At 51.7% G+C, this 13,276-nt stretch carries 11 protein-coding genes and 1 tRNA gene; 1 reads left to right on the top strand and 11 read right to left on the bottom strand.

Annotated elements, in window-relative coordinates; translation table 11 throughout:
- Positions 1-7 precede the first annotated feature (7 nt).
- From infB to rimP, 3 genes are all read right to left on the bottom strand, one after another.
- On the bottom strand, positions 8-2,230 hold the full coding sequence (infB, locus tag PLF13_05840; GenBank protein ID HOP06797.1) for a translation initiation factor IF-2: 2,223 nt from the start codon (positions 2,228-2,230) through the stop codon (positions 8-10).
- A gap of 70 nt (positions 2,231-2,300) precedes the next feature.
- Positions 2,301-3,827 carry a transcription termination factor NusA gene (gene nusA, locus PLF13_05835; protein HOP06796.1) on the bottom strand — a complete coding sequence of 509 codons (1,527 nt, stop codon included), beginning with the start codon at positions 3,825-3,827 and terminating at the stop codon, positions 2,301-2,303.
- A gap of 14 nt (positions 3,828-3,841) precedes the next feature.
- Positions 3,842-4,288, bottom strand: a complete 447-nt coding sequence (rimP, locus tag PLF13_05830; GenBank protein ID HOP06795.1) for a ribosome maturation factor RimP — start codon at positions 4,286-4,288, stop codon at positions 3,842-3,844.
- Positions 4,289-4,648: 360 nt separating this feature from the next.
- Here rimP and PLF13_05825 point away from each other — a divergent pair.
- Positions 4,649-4,720 (top strand) — tRNA-Arg (locus PLF13_05825).
- Between the two features lie 38 nt (positions 4,721-4,758).
- Here PLF13_05825 and PLF13_05820 read toward each other — a convergent pair.
- From PLF13_05820 to PLF13_05785, 8 genes are all read right to left on the bottom strand, one after another.
- Positions 4,759-5,244 (bottom strand): hypothetical protein, encoded by a 486-nt coding sequence (locus PLF13_05820; GenBank protein ID HOP06794.1) that lies wholly within the window; start codon positions 5,242-5,244, stop codon positions 4,759-4,761.
- A complete protein-coding gene (locus tag PLF13_05815; protein HOP06793.1) occupies positions 5,213-5,803 on the bottom strand; it encodes an archaeosortase/exosortase family protein in 591 nt (196 codons plus the stop codon). The genes PLF13_05820 and PLF13_05815 overlap by 32 nt, the downstream gene beginning before the upstream one ends.
- A gap of 107 nt (positions 5,804-5,910) precedes the next feature.
- Entirely contained in the window at positions 5,911-6,156 is a 246-nt protein-coding gene (locus PLF13_05810) for a hypothetical protein (protein HOP06792.1), read from the bottom strand.
- Positions 6,146-8,137, bottom strand: coding sequence for an N-acetylmuramoyl-L-alanine amidase (locus tag PLF13_05805; GenBank protein HOP06791.1), 1,992 nt, complete (start codon positions 8,135-8,137; stop codon positions 6,146-6,148). The genes PLF13_05810 and PLF13_05805 overlap by 11 nt, the downstream gene beginning before the upstream one ends.
- Before the next feature lie 4 nt (positions 8,138-8,141).
- Positions 8,142-9,170 (bottom strand): enolase C-terminal domain-like protein, encoded by a 1,029-nt coding sequence (locus PLF13_05800; protein ID HOP06790.1) that lies wholly within the window; start codon positions 9,168-9,170, stop codon positions 8,142-8,144.
- Positions 9,170-9,967: a C40 family peptidase gene (locus tag PLF13_05795; protein HOP06789.1), complete on the bottom strand. Its 798-nt coding sequence runs from the start codon at positions 9,965-9,967 to the stop codon at positions 9,170-9,172. The genes PLF13_05800 and PLF13_05795 overlap by 1 nt, the downstream gene beginning before the upstream one ends.
- Before the next feature lie 110 nt (positions 9,968-10,077).
- Entirely contained in the window at positions 10,078-11,238 is a 1,161-nt protein-coding gene (locus PLF13_05790; GenBank protein HOP06788.1) for a pyridoxal phosphate-dependent aminotransferase, read from the bottom strand.
- Positions 11,239-11,258: 20 nt separating this feature from the next.
- Positions 11,259-13,265, bottom strand: a complete 2,007-nt coding sequence (locus tag PLF13_05785) for a transketolase (protein HOP06787.1) — start codon at positions 13,263-13,265, stop codon at positions 11,259-11,261.
- Positions 13,266-13,276 lie beyond the last annotated feature (11 nt).

The raw sequence follows: 13,276 nt of genomic DNA, 5'->3' as shown, positions 1-13,276 counted from the left end.
TTTCCGCCTACAAGGTGCGAGCCGTCTCCACGATTTCAAAAGCCTCAATGGTGTCACCGACCTTGAGATCGTTGAAGTTTTCGATGCCGATCCCGCATTCAAATCCTTCTTTCACCTCGCGGGCGTCATCCTTGAAGCGCTTGAGTGAACTCATCTCACCCTTGAAGATCACCTTGCCGTCACGCACGACACGTACCCGGTCCTTGCGATTGAAACGCCCTTCCTTGACGTAACTACCGGCGATCACGCCCACCTTGGGCACCCGGAATAACTGGCGGACTTCAGCCATACCGACGAAGTTCTCGCTTACTTCGGGACTCAGGAGGCCTTCCAGCGCTTTCTTGACGTCGCTTTCGGCTTCGTAGATTACATCATAGGTACGAATGTCAACTTGCTCGGATCGAGCCACCTCGCGGGCACGGGCATCGGGGCGTACCTGGAAACCGATAATGATCGCGTCAGAGGCCGCGGCCAGGAGAACATCGGACTCGGTGATCGTACCGACTCCCTTGTGAATGATATGTGTTTTGACTTCATCGTTGGCAATAGAACCGAGCGTATCCGAAAGCACCTCGACCGAGCCGTCTACATCGGCTTTGATGATCAAGCGAATCTCTTTAATAGCGCCTTCCTTGATGCGGTCAAAGACCTTATCAAGGCTGGTGCGGCCATGAGTGAAACGGACGTCCTGCTCACGTTTGATCTGGTTGCGCTTGAGTGCGATTTCCTTGGCTTCCTGATCGTTCGCTACCACCATAAACGAGTCACCGGCCTGAGGAACACCCCCTAAACCGGTGATTTGTGCCGGGGTTGACGGTCCCACGAGCCTGAGAGAATTCTCACGGTCATCCATAATCGTACGGACATGGCCGCAACAAGTCCCGGCGACAATCGAATCACCCACCGTGCAGGTTCCCTTTTGAATCAGCACCGTCGCCACGGGGCCTCGTCCTTTTTCCAATCTGGAATCAACGATGACGCCCTGGGCGCGGATATCCGGATCGGCTTTAAGATCCATCATTTCTGCCTGGAGAAGAATCATCTCAAGCAGTCTGTCGACGCCCTCGCCGGTTTTGGCTGAGACATCGACCATGATCGTCTTGCCGCCCCATTCTTCGGCTATCAGGTTATGTTCGGTTAACTGGGTGCGAATGTGATCCGGATTGGCCGTCGGTTTATCGATTTTATTGACCGCTACGATAATCGGCACACCGGCCGCACGAGCGTGATCGATAGCCTCGATGGTCTGAGGACGAACACCGTCATCAGCGGCCACTACGAGAACTACGATGTCAGTAATATGAGCGCCGCGGGCACGCATAGCGGTAAATGCTTCATGACCGGGAGTGTCCAGAAAAGTAATTACACCACCCACGTGCATTACCGTGTAAGCACCGATGTGCTGAGTGATAGCACCGGCTTCACCGGCTACCACGTTAGTCTTACGAATATAGTCAAGGAGAGAGGTTTTACCGTGGTCGACATGTCCCATGATCGTTACTACCGGAGCACGCTGTTCAAGACGTTCTTCCGCCTCTTCTTCACGCACTTCATCGCCGATCTCGGTCATCTGAGCCACTTCGAAACCGAACTCACCGGCCAACATCTCGATTGTGTCAATATCGAGCCGCTGATTGATCGTCGCCATCATACCCATCTCGAACAATTTGGCGATCAACTCAGCCGGTTTATGATCCATTTGTTTGGCCAGTTCAGCCACCGACATGAACTCGTTCACTTCAATGACATTATCGGCCTGGTACTGTCCGTTGTCGGCGGTAGTATGGTCGCGGCGGTATTTTTTCCGAGTCTTGGAGGTGCCAAGATTAGCCATGGTAGCGCGGAAACTCTTTGCGACTTCGGTCTTATCCACAGTACGACGATCCTTTTTACGACGGCGTTCCTTTTTGCGCTGTTTCTTGTCTATACGGCGCATCAATCCTGCAACGTTGGAGCCCCCGTCGGCTACTTTGATCCCACCGATGGTAGTTGACTTGGCCTTGATACCGGAGGCTGTCTCCTTGGCCGTGGTACGTTGCTCCATCTCTTTTTTCGCCGCTTGCTTCTGCTCCGTGAACTTGTTCTTCACTGCGGCCTTCATCTCGTCGGTTGCTACCGACATGTGAGATTTTGGCTCAAACTCCAGCTCACGCAGGATGTTCAACATCGCCATCGACGATATCTTGTATTCCTTCGCCAGTTCATATATTCTTTGCTTATTATCAGTCATCCTGCCTCACCTCCTTCAGGCATCCAATCAACCTGATTGTGAGCTCTGGTTGTATTCCTTCAACCCAAACTTATTCTCGTTCCTCGTCCTCATCGTCAGCCGTGTTCTTCGGCTCATCCTGATCTTCATCTGAAGGAGCGGTCTCCTCAGATTCAGCCTCGTCTTCACTGCCGTCATCTTCAAGCAGATCACCGAAATCGGGGGCCTGAGCCAGCGGGACATCATCCTGTTCCGTGACATAATCTTCGTCGTCGTCAAAGACGTCCTCGGCGGTGAGTTTCTCTTCACGTGCGGCCCGTTCCGCTTCGCGTTGTTTTTGCAAGTTGCGCTTGCGATCGTACTCCGTTTCGAGCTGCTTCACGTATTCCTGAGCCTTCTCGATCAATGTCTCAGCGGTTTTCTCACCGATTCCGGGAATCTTAACGAGAGTATCGACGGTCGCCGCAGCCAGACGCTGAACCGAACTGATGTCCGCCTCAACCAGTCTCTCCTGGATTTTATCACCGATGCCGTCCAGGTTGCCAACCGGAGCCAGCAATTCCGCCTCGCGGTGCTTGGCTTCGTTATACTCGGTCTCAGACATGATATTGACTTTCCACCCGGTTAACTTGGAGGCCAGCCTGGCGTTCTGTCCGTTGCGTCCGATTGCCAGAGACAGCTTTTCGTCTTCAACCGCAACCGTCATTTTCTTTTCCAACTCGAACACATCTACGGCCACCACTCGAGCCGGAGCCAATGCCCGCGTGACGAACATTTCCGGAGCCGAGGTGTACGGCACGATGTCGATCCGTTCGTTGTTCAACTCCCGGACAATTGCCTGAACACGAACACCCTTAATACCGACACAGGCGCCGACCGGATCGATTCGATCATCCGAAGAATAAACGGCGATTTTGGCTCGTTCCCCGGGCTCGCGTGCGATTGCGCGAATTTCGATCACCTTTTCGTAAATCTCGGGTACTTCCAGCTCGAACAGCGAGTGCAGAAATTCGTTGGTCACACGCGAAAGAATAATCTGCGGTCCACGTGTATTTTTCTGTACGTCGAGAATGTAAGCTCGTACGCGGTCCCCCTGGCGGAACTTCTCACGCGGGATTTGTTCCTTGACCGGAAGCACTCCCTCGGCACGACCGAGGTTTACGATCACGTTCCCCTTGTCGATCTGCTGTACGACACCGGAAGCCAGAGTACCGACCTTGTCGATGTATTCCTCGTAGATGCGATCCCGTTCCGCTTCGCGAACCTTTTGAATCAGCATCTGCTTAGCCGATTGAATAGCGTTGCGCCCGAATTCGATTTCGTAGTCGATATAGATGTCGATATCATCACCGATCTGTGCTTCAGGATCGATATCCTGCGCTTCTTTTAGCGATATCTCGGTGTACGGATCCTGTACCTCTTCAACCACGCTCTTAGTGGCGATCATCAGCAGTTCGTTGTTTTTACGGTCGAACTTGAAGCTGAAATTATCGGTGTACTCGTATTTCTTCTTGGCGGCGGCCAGCAAACTGGCCTGAACCGTTTCGACTACCGAATCGAAGTCGATATTCTTTTCGCGAGCGATGAGAGTCATCGCCTCTACCATGTCGAATGCCATCTAAGTATTCTCCGTTAGAATACGATTTTTGACTGTTTCACCTCGGACAAGGGCAGTCGGAAAGTCCCGCTGTCGTCTTTCAGCTCAATGTCCGTATCTGTAGCTGAAATGATCTCAGCCTGTATTTTTTTCCGCTTAGGTTCGACAAACTCAACGATAATGCTCTCACCCACACGGTATTTGTAATCTATGGCCTGTTTTAAAGGCCGGTCCAGACCCGGCGACGACACTTCCAACAGATAACCGTTTTCGAACAAATCGGTTCCGTCAATCAGGTCTCCGACCAAATCCGACAACTCGGCGCAACGATCAAGGCTTACCCCCTGGGGCGAATAAACGAACAGCTTGAGTGTGAACGATCCCTTGTACTGTGACAGGACCACTTCAGCCAATTCACACCCTTCGTCCTTTAAAGGGCCTTCAATTAAAGCCGTAACTTGTTCTTTCAAGTTCTGCGCCAAAGCAATACTCCAATAAAAAGTGGGCAATTGCCCACGAGAACTGGATAAGTTAACCATTAACTTGTTTGTACGCAACAAATTTCTCGACAGATTGTGGTCTATAGTCAGACTATGAACCAATCCCTAAAATCCCCTCTCCCCCTGGTCGTTTCATGTCTCTATCCTGTTGATTTATAATGTGATACTCCATATTTCAGCCATCGTAATTCCATGCAGAGCTCGCTTTTGATTCACTCATTATATGCTTAATCTCGTTTATGTATGAATTTCTATTGAAATACTGGTTGCCAAGCATGTTTCGGAAGATTATTTATAGGCCTCAAGGTACCCCCTTGGTATCTTCTGGTTTCAGTAAGAGATGCCCCCGTGGTGCAACGGATAGCGCGTCGGCCTCCGGAGCCGGAAATCCAGGTTCGATTCCTGGCGGGGGTACTTTTTTATGATTAAGCTATAGTACTTCCCACGAGCTTCTACCTGGCGGATTGGCTGTCGCTAAAGCGAAGGAGTGGAAATAACTTGATCAGAATTTCATGGTAGAACAACAACCAGAGCACCAGCGGGAAAGAATCGTTGATAAGATAAACCGGTACGGTCAGCCGGTAGGCGGTTTTACCCAAACCGTAGGCATCAACGATAAAAAACACCACCGCCGACATCAGTAAATGTCCAAGGATAATTACACCACTCCCCCCGAAAAAAGCAACTAAGCCTCGACCGTAGTTCTTGATATGCCCCGGTGTGGCAATAACCAGCGCCAGGTATGGAATCAGGCTGGTGTAGTGATGCATCAGCAGTTCAAGAAACCATCGCTTAACGCCCAACAGGCGAAAGAACGGAACGGCTACCGGTCGCAGCATGTCCGGATAGACTTCCTGCCACCAGGCAAACCAGATCCAGCCCAGGATCAAGCTGGCCCCGATCAGCTTACTGAGGAACAGCCAGCATTCTTTTTTCACGGAAAACCACCAGGTAGAGCCAGCCGATCCACACGGCAGCGATCATGATGATAAGAGTCGCCTGCCAGAAATAGAGGTGCATGAATTCAAAAAGGCTCTGAGAGTGAGCCCCTACCAGAAGTAGAACGACGATACGCACGAGATTAAACACGAAAATCGCCGGGATGCCAATCGCCAGGCCCTTGAGCTTGTTGCGGATCGAGGTCGAGAATGCGAGCACCGCGGCGCTGTAAATAACCATTTCCAGCAGGCCGGTGCATTCGTCGATTATTTCAACGGTGAAGCCGTTGTAAACACAAACCGTACCGAAACGGTAGCTGTCGCCGGGAACGACTGACATGATCCAACCCGTCAGCACAGCCGTAATATCCATCACCCAGGCAATTTTCTCGTGATACGAGGCGGTCAGATGGGCATACAAAAGCCCCAGGATGATAACAAGCAGGAGAAACAGAAGTACGAAACGAACGGCCGGATTGAGAGACCGTCTTCCCCGGGAATCGTCCTCCTTGCTTTGGGCTTTAAACGATTTGCTTTTCGAGCGCTTGCCCATAGGCATAATTTAGCGAACGCCGACAATCGATGCAACGATTATCGCTTATCTCCACGATCTTGCCCTGCTTCACGTGGATGATGGAGCAACGCTCTCGTTGAGTAAGGAGAATCTCAGAACAAATATGTTGCGATAATGCCCGCCCAGATGATGATCACGGCAAGGTTCCCCGCCCAGCGCCCTTTGCCTGTCAACAATGCAATCGCCGACCAGATTAAACCGATACCAACCTTGGCCGTCCAACGGGTAAGCGTGAGCATTTGTACCGCATCGGCCAAAAGGAGAATTCCAACGATCACCAACGAGGTGTAAATTAGCCACGAAGGTCCGTATTTCTTGCTGTTCTGACTATCGCTCATCTTTGCGATCCTTCAGAAAACGTTCAACTCCTTCACGAATTCCGCGGGCTATTTTTTTGCGGAATCCGACATCCTTAAGCATCGCCTCCTGTTCGGGGAGAATCATGAAGGCGCACTCTATGAGTATTGCCGGATAGGCGGTAGAGCGAGCAACGGCCAGATTTCCATGATAGAGACCATGGTCCGGGAGATCGATCTCGTCCAGCAGACAGTGATGGACCGCTCGCGCCAAATCCAGCGAATGGGGATGGTAGTAATAAACCGAAGCTCCGTTATTCTCGAACGGATTTACCCCATCCGGCAAAGCATTGTTATGAATCGAAATAAACAGGTCGGCACCAACGGAATCAGCGAAAGCCGGGCGTGAGTACAAAGGCACATTGCGATCGTCGTAGCGAGTCATGACAACATCCGCACCGTGACGCCGGAGTTCCTTGTATAATTCAAGGGCAATGTCTAGGTTGACCTCCGCTTCGGTCAGACCGGTCGGTCCGATCGCTCCAGGATCGGATGAATGGCCCGGATCAAGCACGATGAGTTTATGCTCGAGGTCGCCGATATCATCCGGCTCGCGTTTCAAAGTCAACACCAGGCTGTTGCCCCGATACTCGGTATCATAGCCCCACAATTTGTGATGCAGCGACAAACGGAATTCGTACACATCTTCCTGTGGTTGGTACCAACTGGCCATCTCAACGAGGTCATCATCGGCTTCGTACCTGATCCAGTCGGTATCCGAAGTCACACCGAACAATTGCAGTCGAATTTCCCTGGTTGATTCTTCGATTATCCGGAAAGGATGCTTGCCGCTTAGCGGGAACTCAATTTCCAGACGGTCATCGAGACTATGGCACCGAATTGCTCTCAGAAGCGATTTGGGAGGGAGTAAACCGGGAGCAAGTGTTTTCACCGAAAGGCGATTGGCCCAGGCGTATTGTCCCGGTGCGAGACGAAGACGATACCAGTCACCCTCTCCCCCAATAGCCAACGCCCGTACTCCTGCCGGCTGGGCAATTGCGAAATAGCCTCGGCGTGGCCCATATCTTATCACCTGTAAGGTATCCGTAAACTCAACCGTAACCGGGAAACGAGCGCTGTTGATACTGACTCTATATCCGGCAGAAATTGAGATCGGTTCATAACAGGATAGCTCCATAAGATCGGCCAGGCTTGCTCGATTCGTCGAAGGCGTGCTTGAAAGAAGTCGGCCAAATATCTGAGCTCGCGAAGGAGGCGCCAGATGATATGTCGGGTAGATTTTGTCACCGGTCAGATGGCATGGAACCTCCCAGAACCCGGTGTAGACTCCAGCTACCATAAGCGATTCCGGTACAGCGCCAATCCCGAAAACCGCTTCACCCCAGTATGGTTGAAATTGAGGTATCTCCTCGCTCATAGGAATCGAGTCGACAACACCTTCAATTGAAGCCCAGGCACGACAACCGGGTGTTCCACGGAAACTCAATATCAATTGTTCCCCTGAACCTAGAGCGAGATTCCCTGACGGCGGACGATAATCCCCCACTATCAGGAGGCTGTCATCGGGAAGGGGCTGGTCAGGTTCGGGAACTTGTACGGTCAGAGTGTCTGATACCCATCCTAAAACTTCAGGTGGCAATTGCGGAGTTTTTTCGACGAGACGCATCAGCAACGATGAAATTCCGTTTTCTCCTACGAGATCAGGTTGCTTTTTAAAAGCAACCGCCCTGGCAATGAAACGGAACTCTCCCGGTTCAAGAGGTACCCAGGCAATAAAACCTCCCCCTTCATGGACCTGAACGGTATCGCCGTTGATAGTCAGAAGAAAGACAGCTCCTTGTTGAGGATGATCGACATGTCCCAACACGAAACTGGAATCGACAGCCCCTATCAATTGACCTTCTTCGGGATAGATGAAGGTGACAGTCGGGTCCTGTCTTTCCGTCTGCGCCTGGGATGTCGCCGCCGGCCAGAGTAAAATCAGCAAGGCGGCAATCAGCACAACATCAGACTTTAATATACTTCTGAAGAACATCACGTTTTAACTTCGGTCCGCCGATTATTTCACGGTCAACTTCGATAGATTCACGGTCATAACGAATGCCTCGGGCGATGTCGTGCTCCAGCAACAACGGTCCGTCAAGGTCGAAGTAGTCAGCCAGTGAAGACATATAAACAGCCTGGGCAATACCGACCGAGGATTCGACCATACAACCCAACATGACTTTCTTATTGTCCTGACGGGCTCGATTGGCGAGACGCATTCCTTCGAGAATGCCACCCGATTTCTCGAGTTTGATATTGATACCGTCTATTCCGCTCTTGATTCGCTCGTAATCGTTGATCGTGTTGAGTCCTTCATCGGCCAGCAACAACACCTCGGAGTCTTTTCCCTTGAGATGTTGCCATTCATCGACGAACTCTATTTTAGTCGGTTGCTCGATGATCCTGACGCCGATTCGTCCGAGATGATACAGCATCTCTTCCGCTTTGGCGCACGACCAGCCGCCGTTGGCATCGACACGAATCTCTTTACCTTTGACCTGTTCGAGCGCATCCAGAAGCAGAACATCTTCTTCGTGTCCCATCTTGATTTTTACGATCGGATAATCCGTCGCTCGGATAGCATCGATCATGTCCGAGGACTTGTCGACACTGATCGTGAATGAGCTCTTGATTCCCAACGGCGTTGAGAGCCCCAGCAACTCCCAGGCATAGCGACGGCTCTCACCGGACAGATAGTTGAGAGTCATACCCATAAGAGCCGATCGGGCTAGCGGATTGATGGGAAGGTGGTCAATCGCTTCGAGAGTACCGATTTCAACTTTATCGAGACCTCGAATATAATCCATCCCTTTTTCGAGGTCTTCTCGTAGTTCTTCGTCTGTCGGGCCGTAGGCCACCGAAGGGGCTGCTTCACCCGAGTAACGATTATTAAGTAAGGTCAGATAGTTTGATTTAACGTCCGCAGCCCCGGCGGCCGTGGCAAATCGTTTTTTCAAAGGGAGATCGACACGTACACTGTCGACTTGCATCACAGAATCCTCCGAGCCTGGTCAAAGGTGTCTTTCAGGTCGATCCGACAGGAAGGGTCATTGAGATCAAGGCTGTTAATGCGAACACCTCCACCGCCGCGCGAACTATGGATGAAGTTCTTTTCATCCAGCGCGATGGCGACATGACGCTTGAAGAACAGCAAATCGCCGGCTTTCAGCTTATCGAGCTCGATTCGACTTCCCGCCTTGATCTGATCCTTAGTGTCACGGGGCAAGTATATCCCCAGCGACGAATACACGGTTCGTACGAATCCGGAACAATCGAAACCGGCCGGAGATACCCCGCCCCAGAGATACGGCACGCCTAAAAAGCGTCGTGCCTCTGCTATTACCGACATCCCGTTGACAGGAACCGGTATCTCAAAATCAAGTGGTCTTATGGTTGTCTTTTTGATGTAGAAATGGCTGCTGTCGGGCATTCGGACTTTTACGAACGCCGATTTGAGCGGCTCGGTTTTCAGCCTCGTCCCGAAATACAAAAAAAACGGCGGGATAATCTGCCCTCGCGTATTTGCGAAAATGTCGGCGGTGTTGATGCGAACGACGGCATTTGAATTACCTATTGCAGCGTGATAGTCATCGGATGTCATGGGAGCCAGGAAACGACTATCTACCCAACCTTCGTAACCGTCAGGTTGACGTACCTGAGCGAAACCTTCCTCCGATTGCATCAATTCGACAGGTTCACCCCAGAAGAGCTGGCTGACACGCTCACATTCGAATTTCGGCGCACTCCACAGATCGACCAGATTATTAGTAACATAACAATAACGCATGATCCAACGGTAAAGACCGGATGTGCGCGAATCAATTAAAAACCGGGAAACAAAAGGAAAGCCGGGCTTTTAGACCCGGCTTCGATCATATCATATAATAGTCGAGTAGATCAACCATTCAACAGCTTATCGATACGGACCAGGGCTTCCTTGATATTCTCAACTGAGTTGGCATAAGAGAATCTCAGGTAACCTTCTCCGAACTTGCCAAACGCCGTTCCGGACAGACACGCCACACCGGCATCTTCAAGCAAACGTTTGGCCAGTGTGCGTGACTCGATACCGGTCTTGGTGATGTTTGGGAAGACATAAAAAGCGCCGAGCGGCTTGGTGCAGCTCACGTTCTTGATCTTATTCAGTCCGTCGACGAAAACATCGCGGCGCTTCTGGAATTCCGTGACCATCTTCACGACGTCGTCCTGCGGTCCGGTGAGAGCTTCGACCAGAGCGTCCTGAGCGAAGGTCGCGGTGCAGGAGAAGTTGTTGATCGCCAGTTTCGTCAGAACATCCGCGACTTCTTTCGGCATCACGCCATACCCCAGACGCCAACCGGTCATGGAGTAGGTTTTCGACATACCGTCGACCATGATCGTCCGTTTCAACGCGCCCGGTACCGGGAGAATCGACTGGAACGGAACATCGTAAACAATGCGCGAGTAGATTTCATCGGTCAGAATCCAGAGGTTATGTTCCTCAGCCATCTCATAGATCGCTTCCAGCTCGGCCATTGTGAGAATGCCGCCGGTTGGATTCTGAGGTGAGTTGACGATGATCATGCTGGTCTTGTCGGTTATCAGGGATCTGAGATAATCAGCAGAAAAGCGGAAACCGGTTTCTTCGGAAAGCTTCATCGGAACCGGCGTAGCACCGACATAGTCAACTACCGATTCGTAAATGGGGTAACCCGGATTCGGGACGATGACCTCATCCCCCTCATTAACTAATGCAAAGATCGCATTGAACAACAAGGGCTTGGCGCCAGGCATAACCACGGTGCTTTCGGGGGCGACATTGATGCCGCGAGTCTTGGAGACATAGTCGGCAATCGTCTGCCGCGCCGTGGGGATACCTGCTGACGGACAGTAATGGGTTTTGCCGTCGCGGATCGCCTTAATTCCAGCTTCACAGATGTTGGTCGGGGTATCGAAATCAGGCTCGCCAATCTCAAGATGGATAACCGATTTACCCTGCGCCTCCAACTGCTTGGCTCTTGCCAGCACCTCAAATGCGCTTTCGGTGCCTAAACGTTTCAGTCTATTCGCGAACTGCATGGCTTAATCCTCGATTGTAGCTATAACTTAAGGAGTTTCTTGGCTTTGTCTGCAATGTGCTCGGCGGCCAGACCGAACTCCTTGACCAACTGCCATGGTTTTCCGGATTCACCGAAGCGGTCGCTTACGCCGACCATTTCGAACGGGATTACCTTTTTGTTGGGATTCAGACAAAGCGTTGCGGCAACCAGGTTACCCAGGCCGCCTTTCTGGTGTTCCTCGGCAGTGATAATCGCACCAGTCTCCGCCGCCGCTTGCAGGATCGCTTCGCGATCGAGCGGCTTAACGGTGTGCATGTTCACCACCCGGGTTTCGAGACCAAAATCCTTGCGCAGAATCCAGGCCGCCCGAAGGGCTTCGGGAGTGGCCGGACCACACGCGATAATGGTCAACTGCTCATTCTCGGATTTATAATCCGAGGCCAACTTCACCTCGAACGCGTCAACGAAGCTCTCGGCCTCTTTGCGGAAGCGGTAGATGTTGGCTTTACCGAACTTGAAAGGAGTATCCCAATCGGATACGATCGGGGTAGCTTCACGTGCAAAACGCAGATATTTAGGTCCGACAATGTCGAACAACATCGCTTTTGTCATTTTTTCGGTTTCAATCGAGTCGCACGGCACTCCCACATGCATGTTGGGCAGACCGGTCATCTGGAAAAGTGATTCCAACTCCTGGTGAGTGGCGCCGTCCGGGCCGACGGAAATGCCACCGTGCGCCCCGACGATCAACACATTGAAATCGCCGTAGCAACAGGAAACGCGGACCTGGTCCAGGTTACGTGCCGAAGAAAATACGCCATACGTACCGAACACCGGGATTTTGCCCTCTTTGGCCAGACCGGCAGCCACGGTGGTAGCGTTCTGCTCGGCAATACCAACCGAGATGAAACGGTCGTTACGCTCGGGATGTTTGGCGTTGAAATCCGAGATCGTAATAGATCCTGAGATGTCGGCGCCGATACAGACGACACGCTCATCGTCACCGTATTTATCGAGGGCGCGCCCGAATCCCTTACGGGTCGGGTCCATCTTGACCTGCATCTTTTCGCCGGCGTTCCACCAGCAATTCTCTGAAAACTTAGGAAGATTTTCAGATAAACGCGCTTCCACCTTCTTTTGATAGGCAACCCCGTGAGCGAGCCATTCATCGGCGTTGAAAGTCCCGGTCAGATCAAGCTCGACCAAAGCCTTGTCCAGCTCTTCCCGGTTCGGAGACTTGCCGTGCCAACCCACTACGTTTTCCATGAACGACACACCTTTGCCTTTGACCGTATGGCAAATTAGCGCTACCGGTTTACCGGTGTCGTTGTGGTTGCGAGCCCAGTCCAGTTTCTTGACGATATCGGCCAGGTCGTGACCGTCGACATCGATCACGTGCCAACCGAACGCCGTATATTTGTCGTTAATCGGGTCGATTCTCATGACATCTTCAGTTCTACCATCGATCTGAAGATGGTTACGATCGAGGATCAGGACCAGATTATCCAGATGGTAATGGGCGGCTGACATGGCTGCTTCCCACATCGAGCCTTCCTGCTGCTCACCATCGGAAGAAATGATGAAAACACGATAATCCTTCTTATCGAGCCGAGCCGCCAAGGCGACGCCGACACCGACCGAAAATCCTTGTCCAAGAGAACCGGATGAAATCTCAACTCCAGCCAGATCTTTGCGATGCGGGTGTCCCTGGAACGGGGATCCTAACATACGCAGTTTCATTAACTCGGTCTCTTCAAAATAGCCTGAAACCGCCAGCGATGTATACAACGCCGGGGCTTTATGTCCCGCGGACCAGATGATTCTGTCGCGATCGGACCAATTGGGATCTTTGGGGTCGTGACGAGCCACCTTGAGGTACAAGGCAGCGCAGACATCCATAATACCCAACGTTCCACCTGAATGGCCTGAGCCGGCCGAGCAAAGCGAAAGCAAGTTAAGACCACGCATGTAGTTTGCACGTTCTTTTAACTCGTCAATCGTATAGTCGCGAAGTGTATTTTTAGCTTTCGAATCGGTCAATGGCATACCAGATACCT

The sequence above is a fragment of the Candidatus Zixiibacteriota bacterium genome, assembly GCA_035380245.1.
In the GTDB taxonomy this organism is placed as follows: Bacteria; Zixibacteria; MSB-5A5; order GN15; family FEB-12; genus DAOSXA01.
This window is presented reverse-complemented; position numbering and strand designations above follow the sequence as displayed.

What these genes read in the sequence shown, in the direction of transcription:
- PLF13_05810 (HOP06792.1), bottom strand. Translation starts at nt 6,156, where the DNA reads ATGAGCGATAGTCAGAACAGCAAGAAATACGGACCTTCGTGGCTAATT.
- infB (HOP06797.1), bottom strand. Translation starts at nt 2,230, where the DNA reads ATGACTGATAATAAGCAAAGAATATATGAACTGGCGAAGGAATACAAG.
- PLF13_05795 (HOP06789.1), bottom strand. Translation starts at nt 9,967, where the DNA reads ATGCGTTATTGTTATGTTACTAATAATCTGGTCGATCTGTGGAGTGCG.
- PLF13_05790 (HOP06788.1), bottom strand. Translation starts at nt 11,238, where the DNA reads ATGCAGTTCGCGAATAGACTGAAACGTTTAGGCACCGAAAGCGCATTT.
- PLF13_05800 (HOP06790.1), bottom strand. Translation starts at nt 9,170, where the DNA reads ATGCAAGTCGACAGTGTACGTGTCGATCTCCCTTTGAAAAAACGATTT.
- PLF13_05785 (HOP06787.1), bottom strand. Translation starts at nt 13,265, where the DNA reads ATGCCATTGACCGATTCGAAAGCTAAAAATACACTTCGCGACTATACG.
- nusA (HOP06796.1), bottom strand. Translation starts at nt 3,827, where the DNA reads ATGGCATTCGACATGGTAGAGGCGATGACTCTCATCGCTCGCGAAAAG.
- PLF13_05815 (HOP06793.1), bottom strand. Translation starts at nt 5,803, where the DNA reads ATGCCTATGGGCAAGCGCTCGAAAAGCAAATCGTTTAAAGCCCAAAGC.